A 24,970-nucleotide genomic window follows, 5' to 3' on the forward strand; every position below is an offset into this window, starting at 1 on the left:
GCAACGACCCGCGACCCTCGATTCCTGCCACGCTACGGTCGCGCCCATGCTCAGGATCGAGATCGACGGCAACCCGCCGACCGCCGCACAACTGGCGCCCGCCGTGCTGGCCAACTACGGCCACTTCACCGCCATGCAGGTCCGCGACCGCCGGGTCAGAGGACTGGACCTGCACCTGCGGCGGCTGGACGCGGCCAACCGGGAGCTGTACGGCACCGGTCTGGACGGCGACCGCGTCCGCGGGCTGATCTCGCACGCGCTGGCCGACGACGTGCGGGACGCGGCGGTCCGGGTCGTCGTGTTCGGCCCGACCTCGCCTTCGGTGCTGGTCGGTGTGCGGGCCCCGTCGACCCCGCCCGCGCACCCGCAGCGGCTGATGTCGGTGGACTACCGCCGCCCGCTGCCGCACGTGAAGCACCTGGGCGGGTTCGGCCAGACCCACCACGGCATCCGCGCCGTGGCCGCCGGGTTCGACGACGCGCTGCTCACCACGTCGGACGGGGTGGTGGTCGAGGGCACGATCGCGAACATCGGGTTCCTGGACGACACCGGGATCGTGTGGGCCGAGGCGGACTGGCTGCACGGCATCACCATGCAGCTGCTGGAACGGCAACTGCCGTCGCGGCGGGCCGTGGTGCGGCTGGCGGACCTGCGCTCCTACCGGGGCGCGTTCCTGACCAACTCGATCGGCGTCGTCGCGGTGTCCCGCATCGACGACGTGGAGTACGAAGTGGACGACGCCGCGCTCACCCGCCTCCAGGCCGGCTACGACGCGGTGCCGTGGGACGCGGTCGAGTAGGAGCCCCGATGCCCGCGGAGCCCTCCGTGGGAGAGCGGGTGCCGGTGATCGACTCCCCTCCGCGACGCCGGTGCTCCGCGACGCCGAGGGGAGACCAGGCGGACCCGACCCACCACGACGACCCGGCGGGCCGTCCGGCTAGACGGCCGGCGGGCGGTCCTCGTACGGGGTGGACAGCACGACGGTGGTGCGGGTGGACACGTTCGCCACCTCGCGGATCTGCCGCAGCAGCTCCTCCAGCGCCGTGGGCGAGGCCACCCGGACGCGCAGGACGTAGGAGGCGTCCCCCGCGACCGAGTAGCACGCCTCGATCTGCGGCAGGTGCTCCAGCCGCTTCGGGTAGTCGTCCGGAGCCGCCGGGTCGATCGGGGTGAGCGAGATGAACGCGGTCAACGGCAGGCCGACCTCGTCGCCGTCCAGCCGCGCGGCGTAGCCGCGCACCACACCGCGCTGCTCCAGCCGCCGCACCCGCTGGTGCACGGCCGACACGCTCAGCCCCACCCGCTCGGCGAGGTCGGTGAAGCTGCACCGGCCGTCGGCGGCCAGTTCACGCAGGATCGCCCGGTCTATCGGCTCCAGGTTGGTCACGCCGGCAGCACCACCAGTTCGTGGGGTCGGTTGTTGACGCTCTCGACACCGCTCTCGGTGGCGACGACGATGTCCTCGATCCGGGCGCCCCACCGGCCGGGCAGGTAGATGCCGGGCTCCACGCTGAACGCCATCCCCGCCTCCAGCGGCAGGTCGTTGCCGCCCACGATGTAAGGCTCCTCGTGCACGTCGAGCCCGATCCCGTGACCGGTGCGGTGCACGAAGTACTCGCCGAACCCGGCCTCCGCGATGACCTCCCGCGCGGCGGCGTCCACCGCCTCGCACGTGACACCGGGCCGGACCGCGTCCACGGCGGCCTGCTGCGCGGCCTGCAGCACCGCGTAGGTCTCCCACACGTCCGGGTCACGCGGCTCGCCGAGCACGTAGGTGCGCGTGGAGTCCGAGTTGTAGCCCTCGGCGACCGGCCCGCCGATGTCCACCACCACCACGTCCCCGGCCTCGATCACCCGGTCGGACAGGCTGTGGTGCGGCGACGCCCCGTTCGGCCCCGACCCGACGATCACGAACTCGGCCAGCTCGTGCCCCTCGGCCACGATCGCCGCGGCGATGTCCGCCCCGACCTCGGCCTCCGTGCGACCGGGCCGCAGCCACTCCCCGACCCGGGCGTGCACCCGGTCGATCGCGGCGCCCGCCTTGCGCAACGCCGCCACCTCGGAGGCGTCCTTGCGCATCCGCAGCTCCCGCAGGACCGGCCCGGCGAGCACCTGGTCGCCGCCGATCGCGTCCCGCAGCCGCAGGCTGTGCAGCGCGGGCATCATGTCCGCCACGGCGAGCCGCCCGGTCCCCTTCAGCGCCCGCTTCACCAGCGCGTACGGGTCCTCACCGTCCACCCACGTGGCCACCTCGACACCGAGCTCGTCGGTCGGCACGCCCGCGTACCCGGGCTGCTCCAACTTCGGCACCACCAGCACCGGCGCGCCACCGACCGGCAGCACCAGGCAGGTCAGCCGCTCGAACGACGAACCACCCGCCCCGATCAGGTACCGCAGGTCCGAACCGGGCGTGATGAGCAGGGCATCCACTCCGGCGACGGTCGCCGCGGTGGCGGCCTTGTCCAGTCGCGCGCGGAGGGCATCCACGTCAATGGGTCCAACATGGGTCGACATGTCTCGGCAGCCTAGTCCTGTGCGCACGACGGCACGTCAGTCAGCCTGATCCACACCCGGTCGGCCACCCGACAGGCGGACACCCCGATGCGGCCCCGCGTGCCCACCCGCCCCCGCGCCTCCCGGCGGGAACAGGGACACCGACACCGCCCGCACGGACCCGGCCGCACGAGGCCACCAGCCGGAACACGCACGCCGTGAGCCGCTGTCGGGGGTGTCTGGCAAGCTGTCCGGGGTGAGCAGCCCGCTCGTCCTGATGGACGCCGCCAGCCTGTACTTCCGGGCCTTCTACGCGTTGCCCGAGTCGATGACCGCACCCGACGGCACGCCGGTCAACGCGGTGCGCGGGTTCGTCGACACCATCACCAGGGTGATCACCGACCGCAACGCCGGACGCCTGGTCGCGTGCCTGGACGCGGACTGGCGGCCGGAGTTCCGGGTGGCCGCCCTGCCGTCCTACAAGGCGCACCGGGTGGCCGCCGAGGCGGTCGACGGCGAGGAGGACGTGCCCGACACCCTCACCCCGCAGGTGCCGATCATCCTCGACGTGCTCGACGCCGTGGGCATCGCGACCGCCGAGGCGGTCGGCTACGAGGCCGACGACGTGATCGGCACCCTCGCCGCCCGCGAGCGGACCGACGCCGTCGAGGTGATCACCGGGGACCGCGACCTGTTCCAGGTGGTGCGAGACGAACCCACCCCGGTCAAGGTCCTCTACCTGGGCCGCGGCTGGGCCAAGGCCGAACTGCTGGGCCCCGCCGAGCTGGCCGCGAAGTACGCCCTCCCGGCCGCCGACGCGGGCCCCGCCTACGCCGGGATGTCCGTGCTGCGCGGCGACCCGTCCGACGGCCTGCCCGGCGTCGCGGGCATCGGCGAGAAGACCGCCGCGAAGCTGATCACCGAGTTCGGCTCCCTCGAAGCCGTGCTCGCCGCCGTGCACGACGGCAAGGACCGCAAACTCACCACCCGCGCCCGCACCGCCCTGCTCAACGCCCAGGACTACCTCGCGGTGGCCCCCACCGTGGTCAACGTGGCCACCGACGCGGACGTCCTGGTGGACCGCCCGGACACCGTGCCCGACGAACCCGCCCACCCCGACCGCGTCGCCGAACTGACCCGGCGCTGGGGCCTGGGCAGCTCACTGCCGCGACTGCTCACGGCCCTGGAACGACGCCGGGCCTGAACACCCCGGACCTGGACACTCCCGGCCCGGACACCCTCTGACCCCGGACATCCCGGCCGCGCCGTCCACCCCGGCCGGGGAACCGACCCACCGCCCAGGCGGGCGGGCAGCGTCGCGGCAGGCCAGAAGGCGGCAGGCTAGAAGAACGTGCCGCACCACGGCGGCTGGTCCACCGCGAACAGGGCGTCCGCACGGGCCACCGCGTCCGGGCGATCGGCGGCGAACCGCCCCGCCATCGCCATCGCCCCGAACGACACGTCACCCAGGTAGGCCGCGCCGAGCACGTCCACGTCAACCACGAAGTCCGGCGCCTCCGACGTGCGCGCCGCACCCGACGACCCGACCAGGTACGCGCCCTCGTTCTCCGGCAGGAACCGGTCGCGCACGCCGATCACCACCGACGGACCCGGGCGGTACGCGCGGGCCGACAACGCGGCCTCCACGTCCACCAGCCGCAGCCACGTCTCGTCCATCACGTCGGTGACCCGCACCGCCCGCCGGTCCACCATCAGCCACTCCAGCGGCTCGTCCACCGGCCGCCCCTCGGCGACCACCTCGCCCACCAGGTCGATGCCCAGCAGGAACGCCCACAGGTCCGACCAGGCGCGCGGCGACGCCGCCCACAGGTCCAGCACCGCCAGCACGGTGGGTTTCTCACTGCCCGTCTCGAACGAACCCGGCGTGACCTTGAAGACCGCGTAGCCGTCGTCCCCATCCGGACCCGACGCCACCGCGAACCGCTGGCTCTCGCCCTCCCCCGGGTCGACCACGTTCAGGTTCCACCAGCCCGGCCACCGCGCGATCGTCCCCGGCCGCCCCGGCGACAGGCGCTCGAACAACGACCGGATCAACGCCCCGGCGGGCTCCGCCTCCACCAGCCGCACCCGACCCGCGATCGGCACCCGCGTCCGCGCCTGCGCCCGCACGACCCGCACCTCGCGGAACCGGGACGCCACCCCGTAACCGAACCGCTCGTAGATCACGCCCTCGGACGCCCGCAGCGTCGCCGCCACCTCACCGGCCTCCCGGAACCCACGCAACTGCGCCCGCTGCAACGCCGTCAACGCACCGCGCCGCGTCCAGTCCGCCCGCACCCCGACCCGGCTCACCGCCGCCATCGGCACCACCGCACCACCCGGCACCGCCAGCCGCGACGGGAACGACTGCGCCGTCCCGACCAGCTCCTCCCCCGCGAACGCACCGAGCGCCCGACCCGGCTCGTACGACGTCCGCGCGACCTCCCAACGCTCGTCCGGCGCGGGCCCGTGGTGCAAGGTCCCCCGGAACAGCGTGTGCGCGGCGCGGTAGTGGGCGTCGTCCAGGACGCGGATGTCCAGATCGGTCACCACCCGATGGTCTCCCGCCCGCGCACTTCCCGCTAACGAGTTTTCCCGCGATCAAGAACACAATCCGCCGGAAACGACGAGGCCACCCCCGCGAACCGGGAGTGGCCTCCGCCAAGGGTGCGCTCAGCCGGATCAACCCGTGGGCTGTCCGACCTCGTACTCGCCGTCCGCCGTCTTCACGGTGATCTTCACGTCCTTGTCCTTGCCGCCGATCTTCACCTTGCAGGTGAACGTGCGGTTCGGCTCCACCGGGTTCTCCCCGTTGCAGGTCGCGCTCTCCACGTCCGAGATCTTGTAGTCGTCCTTGAGGATCTGCACGATCCCGGTCTGCACGGACGCGTTGTCGAAGATCTTCTTCTTGAAGAAGCCGGGCGCCACGAAGCCGGTGATGCCCACAGCCGCGACCACCAGCACGACCAGCGCCACCACCACCCACAGCACCGCACCGGACTTCTTGGCGGGCGGCTGCTGCGGACCGAAACCGGGCTGACCGTAGGGGTTCTGCTGCTGCCCGTAACCGGGCTGCCCGTACTGGCCCTGCTGACCCCACTGCTGCTGGGACGGGTCCTGCTGGCCGTACGGGTTCTGCTGCTGCTGCGACGGGTCCTGCTGGCCGTACGGGTTCTGCTGCTGGCCCGGGTCGTACCCGGCCGGGTACTGCTGCGTGTACGGCTGCTGCTGCTGGGGCTGCTGCCCCCACTGCTGCTGTTGCTGCTGCGACGGGTCCGGCTGCCCGTAACCGGGCTGCTGAGCGGGGAAACCACCCGACGGCGTGCCGGGGTACCCACCACCGTAGGGCTGCTGGCCCCACTGCTGCTGCGGGTCGTTCCCTCCGGACGGTCCGTACGGACTGGTCATGCTCGGCCTCCGACGGTCGGTCTGGAAAAGATGCGTTCAAGTCTTGCGGGCGCGATCAAACCACAGGAGAGCCGGACGCACCCAGCCACCCCGCAAAGCTATCTCAGACCGTGGCCATCGCCACCACCCCGCGCCGCAACGCGTCCACCGCCTTGCGGGCCGCCGCACCCACCGGATCACCACCACCGACCACGTCCCGGATCTGGTCCAGGAAGTCGATCACCTGCCGGCACCAGCGCACGAAGTCACCCGCGCCCAACTCCGTCCCGCTCGCCTCCGACGCGCTCAGCACCTTCTCCAACGACTCGCCCCGCGCCCACCGGTACACCGGCCACGCGAACCCCGGATCCGGCTGACGCGTGCGATCCAGCTTGTGCCGCCGCTCGTCGTCCTCCAACTCCGCCCACAGCCGCGCCGTCGCCGTCAACGCGTCGGTCACCTTCCCCGGCGGCAACCGCGTCTCCAACGGACCGTCCCGCCGCGCCTCGTACACCAGCGACGACACCACCGCCGCCAGCTCCGCGGCCTCCAACCCGCGCCACACACCGTGCCGCAGGCACTCCGCCGCCAACAGGTCCGACTCGGAGTACAACCGGGTCAGCCGCTTGCCGTGCTCGGTGACCTCCCCACCCAGCCCCGACTCCTCCTCGTGCAGGTAGCCCCGCTCCCGCAGCAGCCCCCGGATCCGGTCGAACTCCCGCGCCAACGAGTGCGTCGTCGCCGCGACCTTGCGCTCCAACTGCTCCGTCTCCGCCGACAACCGGTGGTACCGCTCACCCCACCGGGCGTGGTCCTCGCGCTTCTCGCACCCGTGGCACGGGTGCGCCCGCAACGCCCGCCGCAACGTCGCCAACTCGGCGTCGTCATCCGCCGTCGACCGCCGCTTGCGCAGCGCCGGCGCCACGATCCCCGTGTTCCGCAACGTCGAAGCCAGGTCACGCCGCGACTTCGGCGACCGCGTGTCCACCTGGCGCGGCAACTTGACGTGCCCCAGCACCTCCACCGGCAACGGGAAGTCCGCCGCCGACAACCGACCCGACCAGCGGTCCTCGGTCACCACCAGCGGACGCGCCTCGCCCAACGGCTCCAGCCCCGGGTCGATCACCACCGCCAACCCCGACCGACGACCCGACGGCACCGCGATCACGTCACCCTTGCGCAACCGCTCCAGCGACGCCGCCGCCTCCGCCCGCTTCGCCGACGAGTTCTGCCGCGCCAACGCCTTCTCCCGCTCCGCCACCCGGCGGCGCAGCGACGCGTACTCGGTGAAGTCACCCAGGTGGCAGCTCATCGCCTCGGCGTACCCGGCCAGCGCCTCCTTGTTGCGCTCGATGCGCCGCGCCAGGCCCACCACCGACCGGTCCGCCTGGAACTGCGCGAACGACTGCTCCAGGATCTCCCGCGCCGCCGCCGCACCCAGCTGGTGCACCAGGTTCACCGCCATGTTGTAGCCCGGCCGGAACGACGACCGCAGCGGGTACGTCCGCGTCGACGCCAGCCCCGCGACCGCCTTCGGGTCCACCCCGGGCTGCCACACCACGACCGCGTGCCCCTCCACGTCGATCCCCCGACGCCCGGCACGACCGGTGAGCTGCGTGTACTCCCCCGGCGTGAGGTCGACGTGCGCCTCGCCGTTGTACTTGACCAGCTTCTCCAACACCACCGTCCGCGCCGGCATGTTGATGCCCAGCGCCAACGTCTCGGTCGCGAACACCACCTTCACCAGACCCCGGACGAACAGCTCCTCCACGGTCTCCTTGAACGCCGGCAGCAACCCCGCGTGGTGGCTCGCGATGCCCCGCTCCAGCGCCTCCCGCCACTCCCAGTAGCCCAGCACCATCAGGTCGCCCTGCGGCAGGTCGCGCGTCTTCTCCTCGATGACCTCGCGGATCTCCGCGATCTCGGCCTCCGAGTTCAACCGCAACCCGGCCCGCACGCACTGCGTCACCGCCGCGTCGCAACCCGCCCGGCTGAACACGAAGTCGATCGCCGGCAGCAGCCCCGCACCGTCCAGCCGCTGCACGATGTCCACCCGCGACGGCGGCTTGAACCCCGACCCGCGCGGCGGACGACCCTTGTTGTTCCGGTTCCGACTCCACGGCACGTGGAACCGCGCCAGGTCCTCGGTGTGCCGCAACAGCTGCGGGTTGATCCGCAGGTGCCCCTCCGGGCCCTCGCCGGCGAACAGGTCCATCATCCGGCCGCCGGCGATCATGTGCTGCCACAACGGCACCGGACGGTGCTCGTCCACCACCACCGCCGTGTCGCCGCGCACCTCCACCAGCCACTCGCCGAACTCCTCGGCGTTGCTGACCGTGGCGGACAGGCCGACCAGCCGCACCGACTCCGGCAGGTGCAGGATGACCTCCTCCCACACCGGCCCGCGGAACCGGTCGGCCAGGTAGTGCACCTCGTCCATCACCACGTACGCCAGGCTCCGCAACGTGGAGGAGCCCGCGTAGAGCATGTTGCGCAGCACCTCGGTGGTCATCACGACCACGGGCGCGTTGCCGTTGACCGAGGTGTCCCCGGTCAGCAGACCGACCTTGTCGTTGCCGTAGCGGGCGACCAGATCGGCGTACTTCTGGTTCGACAGCGCCTTGATCGGCGTGGTGTAGAAGCACTTGCGGCCCTCCGACAGGGCCAGGTGGACGGCGAACTCGCCGACGACTGTCTTGCCCGCGCCGGTGGGCGCGCACACCAGCACGCCGTGCCCGTCCTCCAGGGCCTCGCAGGCGCGCTGCTGGAACGGGTCGAGCTCGAAGGAGAGCACCGAGAGGAAGTCGGTCAGCTTGGGCCGGGTGTTGCGGCGGCGGAAGTCCGCGTACTGGTCGGCCGGAGACCGCGAAGCACTTGACACCCATTCAGGCTGTCACACACCCACGACAAAAGCGCTCTCCGCTTGCCGGTCGTGCGAAAGGACGTCATTTCGATCTACACTGAAGGTATTGATGTGACTGCGAGCAAGGCGGCTGACCTGCACTCGACCGGCAGTGGCAGGCCGTGCATCCGCTCGCCGTCGGCGTAGCCGACCCAGGACGGGCCGGACAGCCGCACCGACTTCGCGCGCAGCGTCCGCACGGCCGGGTGGTCGACGTGCCGCCCCGTCCGCAAGGTCGGCAGCATCCGGAGCAGGGTCCGGCGCGGCGCGGCGCCGACCACGGTGATGTCGAACAGGCCGTCGGCCGCGTCGGCGTCCGGGCACACCGGAATGCCGCCGCCGTAACTGGTGGTGTTGCCGATGGCGACCAGCAATGCGTCCACCTCCAGCCGCTCGTCCTCCGTCTCCACCACCAGCGGCTCGGGCCTCAGCGCCGCGAGTTCGGCCACGATCGCCAGGTCGTAGCGACGGGGGCCGGCGGGCCAACGCATGCCGTTCGCCCGCTCGTTCACCGCCGAGTCGAACCCGGCGCACAGCACGGTCGCGAACCACGTGCCGTTGCCGAGCCGCCCGAGGTCCAGCGCGCGCGTGGAGCGGGCGCACAGGGCGTCGACCACGTCGTCCACCGACGTCGTGCCCAACGCCGCGGCGAGGTCGTTGCCGGTCCCGGCGGGCACCACGGCCAGCGCCGTGGGCGTCCCCGCGCAGGCCTGCACCCCCAGGTGCGCCCCGCCGTCACCACCGAGCACGACCAGCACGTCGACTCCGTCGTCCACGGCCCGGCGCGCCAACGCGGCCGTGCCCTCGGACGAGGAGGCGACGTGCAGGTCCAGCCGGTCCACGGCGGTGCGCAGCCGGGCAGCGACCGAGCCCGCCATCCTCGCCGCCCGCCCCTTGCCGGAGGCGGGGCAGACCAGCAACGCCGCACGCGTCATGTGGCGTCGTCGTAACGCACCCGGTGCGGTTCCTTGGACACCACCGAATCGGTCTCGGGCTCCTCGATCGACGCCGGCGTGTAGTCGAACGGCGCGGCCTCCTCGTCGGACAGCTCGTCCAGGCCCTCTTCCCGACGCCGGCGCGCGGCCCGCTTGTCGTGGACCCGGGCCAGCTGGATCGCCAGCTCGAACAACAGCGTCAACGCGATGGCCAGCGCGATCATCGAGATCGGATCGACGCCGGGCGTCGCGATGGCGGCGAAGACGAACAGCGTGAACACGATCCCGCGCCGCCACTTGCACAGCTTGGCGTAGGACACCGCGCCGACCTGGTTGAGCATCACCACGATCAGCGGCAGCTCGAAGCTCACGCCGAAGATCAGCAGCAGCGCCATCACGAAGCTGATGTAGTCACCGGCGGTCAGCGCGGTGATGAACTTCTCGTCGCCGAAACCGACCAGCACGGACAGGCCCTGCGGCACGACGTAGAACGCCAGCGTCGCACCGGCCACGAACAGCACCGACGCGCAGCCCACGAAGATCAGCGCGAACTTGCGCTCCTTGGCGTACAGGCCGGGCGCGATGAACCGCCACACCTGGTAGAGCCACAGCGGGGCGGTCAGCGCCATGCCGGCGCCCGCACCGACCTTCAACCGGATCATGAAGATCTCGAACGGTTGGGTCTGGAGCAGTTGACAGCCCTGCCCGCCCTGGGTGAGCCGCTGCGCCACCGGGATGCCGCAGTAGGGGGCGATCACGATGTCGCCCAGGCTGGGCAGCCCGAAGATGCGCCAAGCCCACCAGAACCAGCCGAAGATCGCACCGACGGCGATGATCAGCAACGCCAAACCGAGGCGGTGCCGGAGGTCGTACAGGTGGTCCTTCAGCGACATGGTGCCGTCCGGGTTGCCCCGAAGGCTCGTCAGCTTGCGGCGCTCTCGGCGCTCCGACCACCACCGGACGGGACTTGCCCCCACGGTGCGGACCGTCCTTCTGGTCTAGTTCTGCTTGTTCTGGAGGTTCTGCGGGGACTGCTCGATCGGCTGGGCCACCTGCGGCTGCTGCGGCGCGGCGGGCTGCTGGGCAGCGGGCTGCTGGACCACCGGCTGCTGCACCGGCGGCGGCACCACCTGCGGCTGGGCGACCTGCGGCTGCGCGGGCGGCAGCTGCTGGGGAGCGGGCTGCTGGACGGCCGTGTTCTGCGCCTGCGGCTGCGGCTGGTCCTCGTCGTCGCGCAGGCCCTTGGTCTCGGCCTTGAGGATCTTGGCCGAGCGGCCGAGTGAACGCGCCATGTCGGGCAGCTTCTTCGCCCCGAACAGCAAGATGATCACCACGGCGATGATGATCAGCTCAGTAGCTCCGAGGTTACCCACGGTAGTCCTCCTTCATGCCCCGGTCCGTCGATGGTACGCGGGGTTCGCCCCTCAGGGCCCGGTTCGGACGCCGTTCGGCGAAGGCCACCCCGAGCGCGGCTGACCGCGCTCGCAGCAAACCGACGCCGTCGCCGACCCTGTCGCCTACCAGAGTGCTTGCGGCGCGGAATCGGCGCAAGGATCCGATGACTTTGACCAGGATGACGATCAAAAAGACCATCCCGACCAGCAACAACACCAGGCTCGGCAAGTACGGCACGACTTCACCGTATCGGGCTCAGGTTGCCAGGAGGTGATCCGCCCGGCGCAACGCCGCCTCCGCCCGTCGGGCGACCGCCTCCACCAGCTCGGCCGGCTGCTCCACGTGCACCTCGCCGCCCAGGCCGAGCAGCAGTCGGGTCATCCACGCGGTGTCGGCGTAGCGCATCAGCACCCGCGCGCGCCCCTCGGCCAACTCGGTCAGCGAGTCCACCGGGTAGTACTCGGCCACCCAGCGGGCGTCCGGCTCCAGTACCAGCACGGCGGTCCGCTGGGAGGGATCCGGGCGGAACAACCCCTCCGACGTGTCGGTGGGCTCCGCGTGCGGCGGCGGGGCGGCGGGCTCGTCGAGCACGTCCACCGCGTCTATCCGGTCGAGTCGGAACAGCCGAACGCCGTCCGCGATGCGGCACCAGGCCTCCAGGTAGCTTCGGCCTTCCACCAGCAGCACCCGCATCGGGTCGACCACCCGATCGGTGACCTCGTCCCGCGAGGGCGTGTAGTAGCGCAGGTGCAGCGCCCGACCGCGCCGCACGCCGGCGGACACCGCGTCGCGCACCAGCGTGGTCTCCGGGGCCTCCCGCATGGCGAGCCCGACCGCGACCCCGGCGGGCCGCGCCTGGCCGACCGCGGCCTCGATCTTCGCCACCGCCCGCTGCACGGCCGCCTTGTCCGCCACGCCCGGCGTCTCGGCCAGCGCGCGCAACGCGACCAGCAGGGCGGTCGCCTCGGCCGCGGTCAGCCGCAGCGGACGGCTCATGCCCGCGTCGAAGGTGACGGTGACCGTCTCCCCCTCGAACGACAGGTCGATCAGGTCGCCCGGCCCGTAGCCGGGCAGGCCGCACATCCACAGCAGTTCCAGGTCGCGGCGCAGCTGCTTGGGCGTGACCTCGAAGTCGGCGGCGGCCTCGTCGATCGGGATGCCGGGCCGCGCCAGCAGGTACGGCACCAGGGCGAGCAGCCGGGGCAGCCGGTCGGCGGACGAGGCGTTCACGCGCGCACCCCCGCTCCGCGCAGGGCGCCCACCAGCTTCTCCCGCACGGTCTTCGCCAGCACGTCGGGCTCCAGCACCAGCACGTCGGGGCCGAACCCGGCGATCCAGCTCGCCGCCGAGTCGGGGAACCTCAGGTCGATCTCCAGCAGGTCACCCGGGACGCCGTCGTACTCCTGCTCCCCCACGTGCCGGGCCCGCCGCCGGACGCCCTGCGCCCTGCCCCGCGCCACCCACAGCTTGGCGGTGGCGACCGCCTGCGCCGGCGGCTCGCTGCGGGCCACGAAGCTGAGCAGGTCCACGTCGTCGGGCCGCTGCACCACCCCCGCCTTCCCGGACGCCACGACCTCGCCGACGATCCGCGACAGCCGGAAGCAGCGCGGCGCACGCCGGTCCCGGTCGTGCCCCACGAGGTACCACCGGCCGCGCCAGGCCACCACGCCCCACGGCTCGACGGTCCGCCTGCGCACCTCGACCGGCACCGGGCGGCGGTAGTCGAACTCGACCACCCGCCCCTCCTGCACGGCCGCCAGCAGCGGCGGGAACGCGGGCTCGCTGGTGCGCACCTTCGGCTCGACCGGCACGTCGACGTCCTGGTCGACGTCCACGCCGGCCGCGCGCAGCTTGATCAGCGCCCCGTGCGCGGCCCCGGTGAACTGCGGCGAGTCCCACAGCCGGGCGGCCAGCGCGACCGCCGCCGCCTCGTCCGGCTCCAGGTCGATGTCGCCGAGCTCGTAGTCGCGCCGCGCGATGCGGTAGCCGTCCGGGCCTTCCACACCCGCGTTGCGGCCGATCTCCAGCGGCACGCCGAGATCGCGCAGCTCTGTCTTGTCGCGTTCGAACATGCGGAAGAACGCCTCGTCCGTCGCGGCGTCGGCATAGCCGGGGACGATGGCGCGGATGCGCTCGGCGGTCAGGTACTGCCGGGTGGAGAGCAGGCACAGCACCAGGTTGACGAGCCGTTCGGCACGTGCGATGGCCACTCGTGAACCCTAACCCCGCGCGAACGCGGGTTGACGCACATCCCCACCCCAATCCGACCCGATGGTCCTTTCAGTCGCTTGCGGCGACGAACTCGCGGATCGCCGCGGCGAGTTCGTCCGGCACGTCCTCGGCCAGGTGGTGACCGGACCGGACGACCCGACCGCGCGGGTCGGGCGTCCACTCCCGCCACACCTCCAGCACGTCGCCGTAGAGGGCGGGCAGGTCGTCGCCGTCCGCCCACAGCACCAGCACCGGACAGGCGATCCTGCGCCCGGCCGCGAGGTCGGCGTCGTCGTGCCGGCGGTCGATGCCCAGCCCCGCGCGGTAGTCCTCCACCATGGCGTGGACGGTCTCCGGGTCGTGCATCGCCTTCAGGGTGTCCTCGTCCACCGGCCGTTCGGCGGTCCGGTACCAGGCGTCGGGGTCGGCGTTGATCACCCGTTCCGGCACCTCGGGCTGGGCCAGGAAGAACCAGTGCCACCACTTCCGGGCGAACTCCGCGCCGCACCGCTTGAGCACCGACCCGATGGGCACCACGTCCAACGCCACCAGGTGCGTGACGCGGTCGGGGTGGTCCAGTGCCAGCCGGGTGGCCACGTACCCGCCGCGGTCGTGGCCGACGACCGCGAACTCGTCGTGGCCGAGTTCGGTCATGAGCGCGGCGAGGTGCCGGGCCGTCGCGCGCTTCGAGTGCGGCTCGTGGTCCGGCGCGGTCGGCGGCTTGGAGGACTCGCCGTAGCCGGGAAGGTCCGGGCAGACCACCGTGTGGTCGCGGGCGAGCAGCGGTGCCACGTGCCGCCAGGTGGTGTGGGTGCGCGGGTGACCGTGCAGCAGGAGCACGGGCGGTCCGGAGCCGCCGAACCGCACCCGCAGTTCCGCCCCGCCCGTGTCGACCCTCGTCAGCGTGAAGTCGGAGAACACACCCTCCCCTACCCCACGTGGCCTGGCCGCAACCCCGCCGCCGCGGGCCTCAGCCGCCGACCGCGTCCAGGCCGGCCTTCGCGTACTTCTCGTCCAGGTCGCCGCTGGGCGCGCCGCCGACGCCGATGCCCGCCACCGGAGCGCCGTCCGACGCCACCGGCACACCGCCCGCCAGGAACAGCGTGCCGGGGATGTCGCGCAGCGTCGCGCCCGCACCCGTCACCCGGCCCGCCAGCGCCGAGGTCGGCGCGTTGAACGAAGCCGACGTGAACGCCTTGCGCCTGGCCGACTCCTCGGTCTGCGGCCCGGCGCCGTCGCCGTGCAGCAGCACGACCAGGTCGCCGCCCCGGTCCACCACCGCCACGGTCACCCGCTGGCCCTCCTTCTCCGCCGCGTCCAGCGCCGCCTGCGCCGCGCGCACCGCCGCGTCGACCGTGAGCGCCTTCGCGGTGCGCACCTCGACGCCCTTGCCGCCCTGCCCCTGACCCTCACCTTGTCCCTGGCTCTGGCCCTGCGCCTGGCCCCGGCCTTGTCCCTGGCTCTGGCTCTGGCCCTGCGCCTGGCCGCGATCCTGGTCGGCGAGCGCGTACCCGCCCGCACCCGCCACGCTCAGCGCCACCAGCACGCCCACCACGGTCTTCCTCATCGCTGTCTCCTCCGGGATTCGGTGACCGGAACCCTCGTCCACCGACCACCCCGGCGACCTCGTGGAATGGGCTGAACCGAGGTTCAACCCATCGGTTGACCCCGGCACCCCCGCGCCGGCCTACGGTGAGCGCCGTGTGGCTGCACCGGGCGATGCACGCGGGCTTCTACGTGCTGTTGGCGGCGTCGGCGGCGCGGTACGTCGCGTACCACGGCGTCGACCCGACGGTGCTGGGCGTCGCGGCCGTCCTGGGCGCGGCCTACCCGCTGGGCGTCCGGTGGACCGGCGCGCTGCCGCTGGTCCTGGTGACGTGGCTGGCGCTGGTGTGGCTCGCGCCGAGCTTCGGCTGGTGCGCGATCCCGCTGTTCTTCCAGTGCCTGCGCCAGCTCCGGCCACGTCATTCGGTGCCGATCGCGGCCGTGCTGACGCTCGCCGTGGTGTTCGGGCAGGTCCGGCTGGCGGACACGGTCGAGCCGAGCCTGGTGCTCGGCCCGATCGGCGTCGCGGTGATCACGGCGGCGGTGTTCTTCGACCGGCGCAGGCTGATCCACCAGGCCGGCGTCCTCCAGGAACGGCAGCGGCTGGCGCGGGAGATCCACGACACCCTGGCCCAGGGCCTGTCCAGCATCAACCTGCTGCTGGAGCTGGGCGACACCCGGCGCGCGGCCGAGGTGGCGAAGGAGAACCTGGCCGAGGCACGGCGGTTCGTGCGCGACCTGTCCCCGCTCCAGGGCCGGTCGCTGGAGGACGCGCTGCGCGGCCTGTGCGACCGGGTGGAGGTGCACGGTGAGCCGTACCCGTTGACGGTGCAGACCGAGGTGGCGTTGCTGCGGGTGGCGCAGGGCGCGTTGGCGAACGTCCGGGAGCACGCCGAGGCGCACGCTGTCGTGGTGACGCTGTCCTACCTGGGCGACGCGGTGACGCTGGACGTGTGCGACGACGGCAGGGGCTTCGACCCGTCCGCCGTCACGCCGGGCCAGGGCCGGGGCTTCGGGCTGGCGTCGATCCGGGGGCGGGTCGCGGAACTCGGCGGCACGCTGTCCGTGGAGAGCGCACCGGGCGAGGGCACGGCCCTTGCCGTGACGGTGCCGACGTGACGGCCGACGGGGCGCTGCGCGTCCTGGTGGTGGACGACCACCCGGTGGTCCGGTTCGGCCTCACCGGACTCCTGCAGCGCGACTTCGAGGTGGTGGCCGAAGCCGCTACCGGCGAAGACGCCGTCCGGTACGCCGCGGCGCTCAAGCCCGACGTGGTGCTGATGGACCTCCAGCTCGGCGCGGGCATCGACGGCGTGGAGGCCACCCGCCGGGTCCGCGCGCTGCCCGACCCGCCCGAGGTGGTCGTGCTGACCACCTACGACTCGGACGCCGACGTCGTGCGCGCCGTGGAAGCGGGCGCGACCGGCTACCTGCTCAAGGACTCCCCGCCGGACGAACTCGCCGAGGCCGTCCGCCGGGCGGCGCTGGGGCAGACCGTGCTGTCCCCCGACATCGCGCAACGCCTGCTGCGCACGGTCCGCGCCCCCGCGCCCGCGTTGAGCAGGCGCGAGGTCGAGATCCTGGACCACCTGGCCGGGGGCCTGTCCAACCGGGAGATCGCCAGGGCGCTGTTCATCAGCGAGGCCACGGTCAAGACGCACCTGGTGCGGATCTTCGACAAGCTCGGCGTGGAGACCAGGACGGCGGCCGTGACGACCGCCGTCGAGCGCCGGATCATCCGCCTCAGTCGCCCGTGAGCACGCCCTCGGGCAGGCCCGGTACCTCCGGCTGGAGCCAGATCGGCCGCCAGTCCGCCCCCAGCTCGTGGTAGCGCCGCAGCTCGGCGACGCCGGACAGCCACCCCATCCACGCGCCGTAAGCCGGGTGCCCGTCCGCGAAGCCGCTCTGCACGAACGTCAACCGGGTGCGGCCGGCCGAGTCGGCGAGCTCCCAGGTCGACACGATGTCCTGGCCCCAGTCGATGCCCATCCGCTCGTTCTCGACGAGGTCCAGCACCTTCCCCGGCGCCGGGTTGCGGTCGAAGCCGCCCATGGCGACCCGGCCGCCGACCCACGCCTCGATGTCGATCTTCGCGCCGAACCACGTCTCGTACTGCCCGGGGTCCACCAGCGAGGCGTAGACGGCCTCCTTCGCCGCCGCGATCTCGACCGACGCGCGCAGCTCCGGGGCCGTGAAGTCGCACTTCGGCGTCAGCTCCCGGCCTTCGACGTGCTCGGACAGGTTGGCCAGGGCCAGCGTCCAGTACGTGTAGAGGGAGCCGAGCACGCCCTGCTCCGACACAGCCGCCTCCCAGCCGGGGAAGTGGCTCTGCGAGATCGACACGACGGTCGCGTCGTCGCCCTCCGCGGTCAGCGTGATTTCGACGGTGGTGTCCTCGCCGCCGACGTGCCAGGTGAACCGGACGGTGGTGTCGTCCACGTGCTCGAGCTTCTGGTGCGGCGAGTCGCCCTCCGGCGTGTACCGGCCCCAGAACTCCAACCGGTGGGGCAGGTCCACGGCGGCGTGCTCGGCCAGCCAGCTGCTCAGCTCGTCGGCCGAGGTCAGCGCCCGGTGCACGCGGGAGACGGGCGCGGCGACGCGGGCACGGACGGTCACGGTCTCACTCATGGTCGTCTTCCTCCGGTTGGGTCGGGTAGCAGGCCACGGCCAGCCGGAAGGCGTCGCCATCCGCGCCCCCGTAGCGGCTGAACAGGTCCTGCAAGGTCGTCCTGAGGTCTGCGAAGAACTCCTTCCGCTGCTCGGGGCGGACCCGGATCTCGCCGGACACCCCCAGCGACGGCAGTTCGGGCCGGGTGCGGTCGAGCGCGGCGATGTCCGACTGGACCTGTTCCACCAGGTCCAGCAGGTATCCCAGGCTCAGCTCGTCCTGGGCGCGGCGCAGCCCGAGCCGGCCGACCAGGCGCGGCGAGAGCCAGTAGGCGCGGGCGGTCGCCTGGTACACGCCCTCGTGGATCCCGCGCACCTTCCGCTCCGCGACCTGCGTCGCCAGACCGGCTTCCACCAGGCGTTTCACGTGGTAGTAGACCCGCTGCGGGGTCTGGTCGAGAACGGTGGCCACCTCGGTGCACGAGTGCGGCTCGGCCAGTTGCCGCAGCACCTCGATGCGCTGCGGCTTGAGCAGTGCCTCGGCCTGCTCGATCTGCTCCAGGTACAGGACGTCTCTCATCGCGAAAATCATCTTGAACGTACAAATCTGTTTTGTCAATGGTCCGTGCGACCGCCACAGGCCTGCTCGCTCGGCTGGTTATCCCCTGGTCAGAACCCCGACCCGGCCCTTCTCGCCGGCCGCCCAGCACGTGCCCGCCCGGGCCGGGCAGTCCACGGTGTCGAAGCTGCCCTCGTCGAACCTGCGCCAGTGCCGGCCGCCGTCCCGGCTCACGTCACTGCCCGTCGGACCGACCGCGATCACCGACGACCCGTGCCACGCCAGGCCCGACCGGTAGCCGACCGGCGAGGTCGGGGCCGACTCCCAGGTCCGGCCGCCGTCCCGGCTGAGCGCCAGGTTCGCCACCGCGCCGGTCGGATCGGCGTAGTCGCCGCCGATCGCCAGCCCTTGGCGGGGGTTGCGGAACGCGGTGGCGAACACGCCCGCCGACGGCGAGCTCAGCAACGGCGTGTCGGCGGCCCGCCAGTGCCATCCGCCGTCCGAGGAGTGCAGCACCCGCGCCTTCGCGCCACCGCCGGTCGCGATCCACGCGTCCCGCGAGCCGGCCGTGGTCACGCACTGGCCGCTCGCCGCGAACCCGAACTCGCCGTCCAGCGCGGGCGGGAAGTTCTCCTCCGGCACCTGCCGCCACGACCGGCCGCCGTCCCGGGTCGCCAGCACCCGGAACTTCCCGTCCACCGGGTCGCTCATGGCCAGCCCCCGGAACCGGTCGAAGAACGCCACGCAGTCGTAGAACGCGTTCGGGTCGGCGTTGCGGAACGACTCCGCCCAGGTCCGGCCGCCGTCCGCGGTCCGGTAGATCCGCGAGGACGCGCCGGGCCCGATGGACAGCGCCACGGCGGTGCGCGAGTCGAACGCCTCGATGTCCCGGAAGTCCAGCACGGCGGTGTCCGGCGGCGGCACGGAACCCCAGGTCCGGCCGCCGTCGACGGTTCGCAGCACGGTGCCCTTGCTGCCGCTGACCCACGCGACGCGGGAGTTCACCGCGGACAGGCCGCGCAGCTGCGCGACGGTCCCGGTCGGTCGCAGTTCCCACGAGGCGTCGTGCGCCCGAGCGGCGGGTGGGGCCACGAGTGCCGATGCCGCCGCGGCCACGACGAGGAGAAGGCTCTTCATGAGGTGTGAGCCTCACGAAGAGCCTTCGCCGTCCGCTACCGCTAGAGGGAGGAGATCAGCCGCTCCACCCGCTCGTCCACCGCGCGGAACGGGTCCTTGCACAGCACGGTGCGCTGCGCCTGGTCGTTCAGCTTGAGGTGCACCCAGTCGACCGTGAAGTCCCGCCCGGCGGCCTGCGCGGCGGCGATGAAGTCACCGCGCAGCTTGGCCCGGGTGGTCTGCGGCGGGGTGTCCTTGGCGGCCTCGATCTCGCCGTCGTCGGTCACCCGGTCCACCTGGCCCTTGCGCTGGAGCAGGTCGAAGATGCCCCGGCCGCGCCGGATGTCGTGGTAGGCGAGGTCGAGCTGGGCGATCCTCGGGTTGGACAGGTCCATGTCGTGCTTGGCCTGGTAGCGCTGCATCAGCCGGTACTTGATGGCCCAGTCGATCTCGCGGTCGATCTTGGACAGGTCCTCGGCCTCCACCGCGTCCAGCGTGCGGCCCCACAGCTCCAGCACGCGTTCCGCCATCGGGTCCGGTGCCCGCTTGGCCACGTGCTCCACGGCCCGCTCGTAGTACTCGCGCTGGATGTCCAGCGCCGAGGCCTCCTTGCCGCCCGCGAGGCGCACCGTGCGCCGCCCGGTCAGGTCGTGGCTGATCTCCCGGATCGCCCGGATCGGGTTGTCCAGGCTGAAGTCCCGGAACTGGACGCCCTGCTCGATCATCTCCAGCACCAGGTTCGCGCTGCCCACCTTGAGCAGCGTGGTCACCTCGGACATGTTCGAGTCGCCGACGATCACGTGCAGCCTGCGGTAGCGCTCGGCGTCGGCGTGCGGCTCGTCGCGGGTGTTGATGATCGGGCGGGACCGGGTGGTGGCACTCGACACGCCCTCCCAGATGTGCTCGGCCCGCTGGGACAGGCAGTACACGGCGCCGCGCGGGGTCTGCAGCACCTTTCCCGCGCCGCAGATCAGCTGCCTGGTCACCAGGAACGGCAGCAGCACGTCCGCGATCCGGGAGAACTCCCCGGCTCGCGCGACCAGGTAGTTCTCGTGGCAACCGTAGGAGTTGCCCGCGGAGTCGGTGTTGTTCTTGAACAGGAAGATGTCTCCCCCGATGCCCTCGTCGGCGAGCCTGCGCTCGGCGTCGACGAGCAGGTCTTCGAGGATCCGCTCACCAGCCTTGTCGTGCGTCACGAGCTGGGCGAGGTCGTCGCACTCCGCGGTCGCGTACTCGGGGTGCGACCCCACGTCCAGGTAGAGCCGAGAGCCGTTGCGCAGGAACACGTTCGAGGAACGGCCCCACGAGACGACCCGGCGGAACAGATAACGCGCGACCTCATCCGGGGACAGCCTGCGCTGCCCGTGGAAGGTGCAGGTCACCCCGAACTCAGTCTCAATGCCGAAGATCCGCCGCTGCATCCCTCAACAGTAGGCGCATCCGGTGCTTTCCTCAGTGATCCAATCGGGCGGCACGCGGTTCCGGCGGATAACGTTCCAGTGTGCTACGACGTGTGAACAGCCTGGACCTGGCCCTGATGAGGCGTTCCGGGCAGCTGCCCGCGACACCCCTCGACCAGGGGATGAAAAGTTTGTCCAAAGCCGCCAACCACAGCGTGTTGTGGCTGAGCGTGGCCGCCGTGCTCGCGCTGCGCAAGGGCAAACCCCGGCGTTCGGCGCTGCGCGGGGTGGCCGCGATCGCCGGTGCCAGCGCCAGCGCCAGCCTGGTGGCCAAGCGGCTGTTCCCCCGCCGCCGGCCGGCCGCCGAACTGCTGGAGGTGCCCCGCCGCCTCACCAAGCGCCCCACGTCATCGTCGTTCCCGTCCGGCCACGCCGCGTCGGCGGCGGCGTTCACCACGGCGGTGGCGATGGAGTCGCCGGCGCTGGCCGCGGTGGTCGCCCCGGTCGCCGCCGCGGTCGCGTACTCGCGCGTGCACACCGGCGTGCACTGGCCGTCGGACGTGGCGGCGGGCGCCCTGATCGGCGTCGGCGCAGGCCTGCTGACCAGGCGTTGGTGGCCCGTCGGCCGCGACGACGCCGCCACCGCCCGCGACCACGCGTCGTTGGAGGCGCTGGTCGACGGCGAGGGCCTGGTCGTCGTGGTGAACCCGAACTCCGGGCTCGGCGGCGACCCGACCGAGGACATCTGCCGCGAGTGGCCCAAGGCGCGGGTCGTCAGCATCGACGAGCTGGACACCGCCGTCGCCGACCACGGTCCGCGAGCGCTGGGCGTCGCGGGCGGTGACGGCACGGTGGCGGCGGTCGCGGCGGCCGCGGCGGCTCACCGCCTGCCCCTGGTGCTGGTCCCGGCGGGAACGCTGAACCACTTCGCGCGTGACGTCGGCGTGACCGGGTTGGAGGACGCCGCACGGGCGGTCGCAGCCGGTGACGGCGCGCTGGTCGACCTGGCGGCCGTGACCGTCGACGGCGAGGGTCCGCGCTGGTTCGTCAACACGGCTTCCCTGGGCGGCTACCCCGACATGGTCCGGCTGCGCGAGAAGCTCGAGGGCCGCTGGGGCAAGTGGCCGGCGGCGGCGATGGCGATGGCGCAGGTCCTGCGCACGTCCCGGCCGTTGCGGGTCGAGCTGAACGGCGAGCCGCACCTGGTGTGGATGCTGTTCGTGGGCAACGGGCCGTACCGGCCGAAGGGCTTCGCGCCGACCATGCGCCCGGCGTTGGACGCGGGGCTGATGGACGTCCGGTACATCCGGGCGGACACCCGGTTCTCGCGTGCGCGGTTCTTCCTCGGCGCCGTCCTCGGCTCCCTGCACCGCAGCCGCACGTACCGCCACCTGGAGACGCGCTGGCTGGACGTGAAGGTGCTGGACGCGGCGGTGGCCATCGCCACGGACGGCGAGGTCGGTCCCACCGGCTCCAGGTTCGAATTCCGCTCCCGCCCTGCCGCGCTGGCCATCTACCGGCCGTAGGACTTCCGGGCGTCCCGGCAATATGATTGACTCCGTCAACTATTCAGTTGAGGGAGTCAACGATGACGGTGGCGGACGTCCGGGCGTTCAACCGCTTCTACACCGGCGTGATCGGCGTGCTGGACAGCGCCTACCTGAGTTCCCCGTACTCGTTGACCGAGGTCAGAGTGCTCTTCGAGCTGTCGCGGGGCACCACCGAGACGGTCGCGCTGCGCACCGGGCTCGGCTTGGACGCGGGCTACCTCAGCCGCATCCTCGGCCGCTTCGACCGCGAAGGCCTGATCACCCGCGCACCGTCGCCCGACGACGCCCGACGGCAGGTCGTCGGGCTCACCGAGGCGGGCCGGTCCGCGCTCGACGAACTGGACGTCCGGTCGAACGCGGAGATCGGCGCCCTGCTGGCGGGCGTGCCCGATTCCGAGCGGAACGCCCTGGTCGCGGCCATGGGCAAGATCCGGCGGATCCTCACCGGCGCGCCGCGCGCGTACCGGTTGCGCCCGCTCAGGCCGGGCGACCTGGGGTGGGTCGTGCACCGGCACGGTGTCCGGTACGCCGAGGAGTACGGCTACGACGAGACGTTCGAAGCGCTGGTCGCGCGGGTGGTCGCGGAGTACGTGGAGCGGCACGACCCGGCGCGCGAGGCGGCGTGGATCGCCGAGGTCGACGGCGAGCCGGTCGGGTCGATCTTCTGCGTCCGCGCCGACGAGCGCACCGCGCAGCTCCGCCTGCTGCTGGTGGAGCCCTCGGCACGCGGCCTGGGCATCGGGAAGCGCCTGGTCGAGGAGTGCGTCCGGTTCGCCACCAGGGTCGGCTACCGGCGGATGGCGCTGGCGACCGTGTCCGAGGTCGACGTGGCCCGGGGCATCTACCGGCGGGCCGGGTTCGAGCCGGTGGCGAGCGTGCCGACGCGCAAGTGGGGCAAGGACGTGGTGGAGGAGACGTGGGCGAAGGAGCTGGGTCCGACGTAGACCACCATCGTGCGCGGGCGCGGCGAACCGATCAGCGGGCCGGCTCGCGCCTGCCCCACCGCGTACGAGAGGCCCGGCTGCGGCGCCGGGCCTCTCGTCTTCCTGGTCAGCCTGTCTCTCGTCGCGCGGCGGACCGCACCGCCGACGCGACCAGGCCCAACAACCCGATCTGCCCGGCTATCAGGCTGATCGTCGCCCACGGTGGGAAGTCCACCGGGACCGCTCGGAGCGTGAACACGGGGCCGAACAACGCCCCTAGCAGGACCAGCGCGTAGGCGACCGTGGTGAGCAGGCGGGGCGCCTGGCTCGACGGCACGGCCACTTCCACCATGAGGCCCGACTTCTCCACACGGATACGCGCTGCGCGGGTGGGCTCGTCGTCCCAGCCCGCTGGGTGGTCGGACCCGGGCAAGCCCGGATCCGGTGTTGCGGCACTCATGGTGAAGTGCGCCCTTCCTCCACCGGACAGGGGAGCCCACCGTGGACTCCGCACGCCGGCGGACGCTCACTCGGCGACGACGCGGTCAGAGCCCCGTCCTGACCGGACCGTCGGGTGCCGATTCGATTCACTGCGAGCGATTTCGAGTGACACCCGGTGCAGTGAGCAGATGTTCGACGCACTTCACTGATGGCGACCACCTGGCTGGTGGCCCGCTTCACACCTTACCGAGGCAAGCACGATAAAGCCACATATTCACCACTGATTCTGTGGCTGTTCGGTGCCGACTCTGCGATACTGGACAGGTCCGGAGTCGTCGGAGGAAGGTGCGCACATGTCGTCGGTCGAGCGGGCCGCGAAAGGGCCTGCGGTGGTGGACCGCGTCAACGTCGCGCTCATCGCCGAGGCGGTGGAGGCGATGGGGAAGCTCCAGGAACGCACCGGGCTGAAGAAGGTCGACCTGGTGAACCGGGCGCTGCTGATCTACGAGTTCATCGACGCCGAGCTGCGCGCGGGCAGCAAGGTGCTGCTGCGCGATCCCGAAGGGCGCGACCAGCTGGTCAAGATCTTCCTGTGAGACGACGAAGGCCCCGGCTGGGCAGCCGGGGCCTTCCGCCGGTCGCGCGGACTACTTCTCGTCGTCGTTCGGCGGCAGGTTCACGTCCGTCACCGGCTTCTTCCGGCTGCCCTTCGCGGGCGGGGCCGGGGTGTCGGCCGCGGTGTCGGTGGCCGGGGCATCGGCAGCCGGGGCGTCTTCGGCAGGCTCATCGGCCGGGGCGTCGACCGCCAGCAGCGGCGTCAGGGCAGCGCCGGTGATGCGGCGGAACGCCCGGCGGAGGCGGTCGCGTTCCAGCACCGCCACCTCCAGCTTCGGCTGGTCCAGCAGGTCCGGCTTGCCGTTGCCGGTGCTGGTGCTGCCGGCGCTGAGCGCCTTGACCGCGACCCGCACGGCGTCCGCCAGCGGCAGGTTCTCCTCGTACGCGTCCTTGAGGGCGTTGCCGGTCGCCTCGGCCTGGCCACCCATCACGACGTACTGCGGCTCCTCCACGATGGAGCCGTCGTAGGTCAGCCGGTACAGCGTGTCCTGCTCCGCCGAGTGGCCGACCTCGGCGACGCAGATCTCCACCTCCAGCGGCTTGATCTGCTCGCTGAACACCGAGCCCAGCGTCTGCGCGTACACGTTCGCCAGCGACCGGCCCGTCACGTCGCGCGGGTCGTTCTGGTAGCCCCGGATGTCGGCGAAGCGGATGCCGGCTTGGCGCAGGTTCTCGAACTCGCTGTAGCGGCCGACCGCGGCGAAGCCGATGCGGTCGTAGATCTCCGAGACCTTGTGCAGCGTCGCGGAGGGGTTCTCCGCCACGAACAGCACGCCGTCGGCGTAGCGCAGCACGACGACGCTGCGGCCTCGGGCGATGCCCTTCCTGGCGTACTCCGAACGGTCCCGGAGGATCTGCTCGGGAGAGGCGTACAACGGCATCGTCACTGGT

Annotated in this window: 26 protein-coding genes; 7 read left to right on the forward strand and 19 right to left on the reverse strand. The window is 72.1% G+C overall.

The window, feature by feature from the left end; all coding sequences use genetic code 11:
* The first annotated feature begins 46 nt into the window (after nt 1-46).
* The gene (locus tag FHS29_RS03205; protein WP_184688003.1) at nt 47-799 is read left to right on the forward strand and encodes an aminotransferase class IV; all 753 of its coding nucleotides are present in this window, start codon (nt 47-49) and stop codon (nt 797-799) included.
* Nucleotides 800-937: 138 nt separating this feature from the next.
* Here FHS29_RS03205 and FHS29_RS03210 read toward each other — a convergent pair whose 3' ends face one another.
* Nucleotides 938-1,387, reverse strand: coding sequence for an Lrp/AsnC family transcriptional regulator (locus tag FHS29_RS03210; protein ID WP_184688005.1), 450 nt, complete (start codon nt 1,385-1,387; stop codon nt 938-940).
* On the reverse strand, nt 1,384-2,514 hold the full coding sequence (locus FHS29_RS03215) for a M24 family metallopeptidase (protein ID WP_184688006.1): 1,131 nt from the start codon (nt 2,512-2,514) through the stop codon (nt 1,384-1,386). The genes FHS29_RS03210 and FHS29_RS03215 overlap by 4 nt, the downstream gene beginning before the upstream one ends.
* Before the next feature lie 235 nt (nt 2,515-2,749).
* Between FHS29_RS03215 and FHS29_RS03220 the strand changes: the two genes are divergently transcribed.
* Nucleotides 2,750-3,697: a 5'-3' exonuclease gene (locus FHS29_RS03220; RefSeq protein WP_184688009.1), complete on the forward strand. Its 948-nt coding sequence runs from the start codon at nt 2,750-2,752 to the stop codon at nt 3,695-3,697.
* Nucleotides 3,698-3,834: 137 nt separating this feature from the next.
* On the opposite strand, the gene FHS29_RS03225 is transcribed toward FHS29_RS03220, so the two are convergent.
* The 11 genes from FHS29_RS03225 to FHS29_RS03275 form a co-directional block, all read right to left on the reverse strand.
* Nucleotides 3,835-5,043: a GNAT family N-acetyltransferase gene (locus FHS29_RS03225; RefSeq protein ID WP_184688011.1), complete on the reverse strand. Its 1,209-nt coding sequence runs from the start codon at nt 5,041-5,043 to the stop codon at nt 3,835-3,837.
* Between the two features lie 132 nt (nt 5,044-5,175).
* Nucleotides 5,176-5,901, reverse strand: coding sequence for a DUF4333 domain-containing protein (locus tag FHS29_RS03230; RefSeq protein ID WP_184688013.1), 726 nt, complete (start codon nt 5,899-5,901; stop codon nt 5,176-5,178).
* 103 nt (nt 5,902-6,004) lie between these two features.
* Nucleotides 6,005-8,761, reverse strand: coding sequence for a DEAD/DEAH box helicase (locus FHS29_RS03235; RefSeq protein ID WP_184688015.1), 2,757 nt, complete (start codon nt 8,759-8,761; stop codon nt 6,005-6,007).
* Between the two features lie 74 nt (nt 8,762-8,835).
* Nucleotides 8,836-9,717 (reverse strand): diacylglycerol/lipid kinase family protein, encoded by an 882-nt coding sequence (locus FHS29_RS03240; protein ID WP_184688017.1) that lies wholly within the window; start codon nt 9,715-9,717, stop codon nt 8,836-8,838.
* A complete protein-coding gene (gene tatC / locus FHS29_RS03245; RefSeq protein WP_312864723.1) occupies nt 9,714-10,694 on the reverse strand; it encodes a twin-arginine translocase subunit TatC in 981 nt (326 codons plus the stop codon). The genes FHS29_RS03240 and tatC overlap by 4 nt, the downstream gene beginning before the upstream one ends.
* Nucleotides 10,695-10,715: 21 nt before the next feature.
* Nucleotides 10,716-11,090, reverse strand: coding sequence for a Sec-independent protein translocase subunit TatA (gene tatA, locus FHS29_RS03250; RefSeq protein ID WP_184688019.1), 375 nt, complete (start codon nt 11,088-11,090; stop codon nt 10,716-10,718).
* A complete protein-coding gene (locus tag FHS29_RS03255) occupies nt 11,083-11,349 on the reverse strand; it encodes a bacteriophage holin (protein ID WP_184688021.1) in 267 nt (88 codons plus the stop codon). Before FHS29_RS03255 ends, tatA begins: the two co-directional genes overlap by 8 nt.
* Nucleotides 11,350-11,367: 18 nt before the next feature.
* Nucleotides 11,368-12,342, reverse strand: coding sequence for a helix-turn-helix transcriptional regulator (locus FHS29_RS03260; RefSeq protein WP_184688023.1), 975 nt, complete (start codon nt 12,340-12,342; stop codon nt 11,368-11,370).
* Nucleotides 12,339-13,322 carry a helix-turn-helix transcriptional regulator gene (locus tag FHS29_RS03265; RefSeq protein ID WP_184688025.1) on the reverse strand — a complete coding sequence of 328 codons (984 nt, stop codon included), beginning with the start codon at nt 13,320-13,322 and terminating at the stop codon, nt 12,339-12,341. Before FHS29_RS03265 ends, FHS29_RS03260 begins: the two co-directional genes overlap by 4 nt.
* 70 nt (nt 13,323-13,392) lie before the next feature.
* Nucleotides 13,393-14,244, reverse strand: a complete 852-nt coding sequence (locus FHS29_RS03270) for an alpha/beta fold hydrolase (RefSeq protein WP_184688027.1) — start codon at nt 14,242-14,244, stop codon at nt 13,393-13,395.
* 49 nt (nt 14,245-14,293) lie between these two features.
* Nucleotides 14,294-14,890, reverse strand: coding sequence for a GlcG/HbpS family heme-binding protein (locus FHS29_RS03275; RefSeq protein ID WP_246439784.1), 597 nt, complete (start codon nt 14,888-14,890; stop codon nt 14,294-14,296).
* A 134-nt stretch (nt 14,891-15,024) separates the two neighbouring features.
* Between FHS29_RS03275 and FHS29_RS03280 the strand changes: the two genes are divergently transcribed.
* Entirely contained in the window at nt 15,025-15,987 is a 963-nt protein-coding gene (locus FHS29_RS03280) for a sensor histidine kinase (RefSeq protein WP_312864724.1), read from the forward strand.
* Nucleotides 15,984-16,625 carry a response regulator gene (locus tag FHS29_RS03285; protein WP_312864725.1) on the forward strand — a complete coding sequence of 214 codons (642 nt, stop codon included), beginning with the start codon at nt 15,984-15,986 and terminating at the stop codon, nt 16,623-16,625. Before FHS29_RS03280 ends, FHS29_RS03285 begins: the two co-directional genes overlap by 4 nt.
* On the opposite strand, the gene FHS29_RS03290 is transcribed toward FHS29_RS03285, so the two are convergent.
* The 4 genes from FHS29_RS03290 to pafA all read right to left on the reverse strand — a co-directional run bounded on the left by FHS29_RS03290 (nt 16,612) and on the right by pafA (nt 20,571).
* On the reverse strand, nt 16,612-17,496 hold the full coding sequence (locus tag FHS29_RS03290) for an SRPBCC family protein (RefSeq protein ID WP_184688029.1): 885 nt from the start codon (nt 17,494-17,496) through the stop codon (nt 16,612-16,614). The genes FHS29_RS03285 and FHS29_RS03290 overlap by 14 nt on opposite strands.
* Complete coding sequence (locus FHS29_RS03295; protein WP_184688031.1) at nt 17,489-18,055, reverse strand: ArsR/SmtB family transcription factor; 567 nt, start codon at nt 18,053-18,055, stop codon at nt 17,489-17,491. Before FHS29_RS03295 ends, FHS29_RS03290 begins: the two co-directional genes overlap by 8 nt.
* 78 nt (nt 18,056-18,133) lie before the next feature.
* Nucleotides 18,134-19,171, reverse strand: coding sequence for a WD40/YVTN/BNR-like repeat-containing protein (locus tag FHS29_RS03300; RefSeq protein ID WP_184688033.1), 1,038 nt, complete (start codon nt 19,169-19,171; stop codon nt 18,134-18,136).
* A 41-nt stretch (nt 19,172-19,212) separates the two neighbouring features.
* Nucleotides 19,213-20,571, reverse strand: a complete 1,359-nt coding sequence (gene pafA, locus FHS29_RS03305) for a Pup--protein ligase (RefSeq protein ID WP_184688035.1) — start codon at nt 20,569-20,571, stop codon at nt 19,213-19,215.
* Nucleotides 20,572-20,651: 80 nt separating this feature from the next.
* Here pafA and FHS29_RS03310 point away from each other — a divergent pair, with 80 nt between their 5' ends.
* A complete protein-coding gene (locus FHS29_RS03310) occupies nt 20,652-22,076 on the forward strand; it encodes a bifunctional phosphatase PAP2/diacylglycerol kinase family protein (protein WP_312864726.1) in 1,425 nt (474 codons plus the stop codon).
* A 62-nt stretch (nt 22,077-22,138) separates the two neighbouring features.
* The gene (locus tag FHS29_RS03315) at nt 22,139-23,044 is read left to right on the forward strand and encodes a bifunctional helix-turn-helix transcriptional regulator/GNAT family N-acetyltransferase (protein ID WP_184688037.1); all 906 of its coding nucleotides are present in this window, start codon (nt 22,139-22,141) and stop codon (nt 23,042-23,044) included.
* Between the two features lie 106 nt (nt 23,045-23,150).
* On the opposite strand, the gene FHS29_RS03320 is transcribed toward FHS29_RS03315, so the two are convergent.
* A complete protein-coding gene (locus FHS29_RS03320; protein ID WP_246439786.1) occupies nt 23,151-23,375 on the reverse strand; it encodes a hypothetical protein in 225 nt (74 codons plus the stop codon).
* Between the two features lie 442 nt (nt 23,376-23,817).
* On the opposite strand from FHS29_RS03320, the gene FHS29_RS03325 reads away from it, so the two are divergent.
* On the forward strand, nt 23,818-24,060 hold the full coding sequence (locus FHS29_RS03325; RefSeq protein WP_184688041.1) for a hypothetical protein: 243 nt from the start codon (nt 23,818-23,820) through the stop codon (nt 24,058-24,060).
* 51 nt (nt 24,061-24,111) lie between these two features.
* Here FHS29_RS03325 and prcA read toward each other — a convergent pair whose 3' ends face one another.
* Complete coding sequence (gene prcA, locus FHS29_RS03330) at nt 24,112-24,966, reverse strand: proteasome subunit alpha (protein WP_184688043.1); 855 nt, start codon at nt 24,964-24,966, stop codon at nt 24,112-24,114.
* Between the last annotated feature and the right edge of the window lie 4 nt (nt 24,967-24,970).

Origin of the sequence: Saccharothrix tamanrassetensis (genome assembly GCF_014203665.1) — a bacterium.
Classification (GTDB): Bacteria; Actinomycetota; Actinomycetes; order Mycobacteriales; family Pseudonocardiaceae; genus Actinosynnema; species Actinosynnema tamanrassetense.

Coding starts and splice junctions, on each gene's coding strand:
- FHS29_RS03215 (WP_184688006.1), bottom strand. CDS start 2,514: ATGTCGACCCATGTTGGACCCATTGACGTGGATGCCCTCCGCGCGCGA.
- FHS29_RS03275 (WP_246439784.1), bottom strand. CDS start 14,890: ATGAGGAAGACCGTGGTGGGCGTGCTGGTGGCGCTGAGCGTGGCGGGT.
- FHS29_RS03290 (WP_184688029.1), bottom strand. CDS start 17,496: ATGAGTGAGACCGTGACCGTCCGTGCCCGCGTCGCCGCGCCCGTCTCC.
- FHS29_RS03320 (WP_246439786.1), bottom strand. CDS start 23,375: ATGGTGGAAGTGGCCGTGCCGTCGAGCCAGGCGCCCCGCCTGCTCACC.
- FHS29_RS03315 (WP_184688037.1), top strand. CDS start 22,139: ATGACGGTGGCGGACGTCCGGGCGTTCAACCGCTTCTACACCGGCGTG.
- FHS29_RS03325 (WP_184688041.1), top strand. CDS start 23,818: ATGTCGTCGGTCGAGCGGGCCGCGAAAGGGCCTGCGGTGGTGGACCGC.
- FHS29_RS03295 (WP_184688031.1), bottom strand. CDS start 18,055: ATGAGAGACGTCCTGTACCTGGAGCAGATCGAGCAGGCCGAGGCACTG.
- FHS29_RS03300 (WP_184688033.1), bottom strand. CDS start 19,171: ATGAAGAGCCTTCTCCTCGTCGTGGCCGCGGCGGCATCGGCACTCGTG.
- FHS29_RS03240 (WP_184688017.1), bottom strand. CDS start 9,717: ATGACGCGTGCGGCGTTGCTGGTCTGCCCCGCCTCCGGCAAGGGGCGG.
- FHS29_RS03230 (WP_184688013.1), bottom strand. CDS start 5,901: ATGACCAGTCCGTACGGACCGTCCGGAGGGAACGACCCGCAGCAGCAG.
- FHS29_RS03205 (WP_184688003.1), top strand. CDS start 47: ATGCTCAGGATCGAGATCGACGGCAACCCGCCGACCGCCGCACAACTG.
- pafA (WP_184688035.1), bottom strand. CDS start 20,571: ATGCAGCGGCGGATCTTCGGCATTGAGACTGAGTTCGGGGTGACCTGC.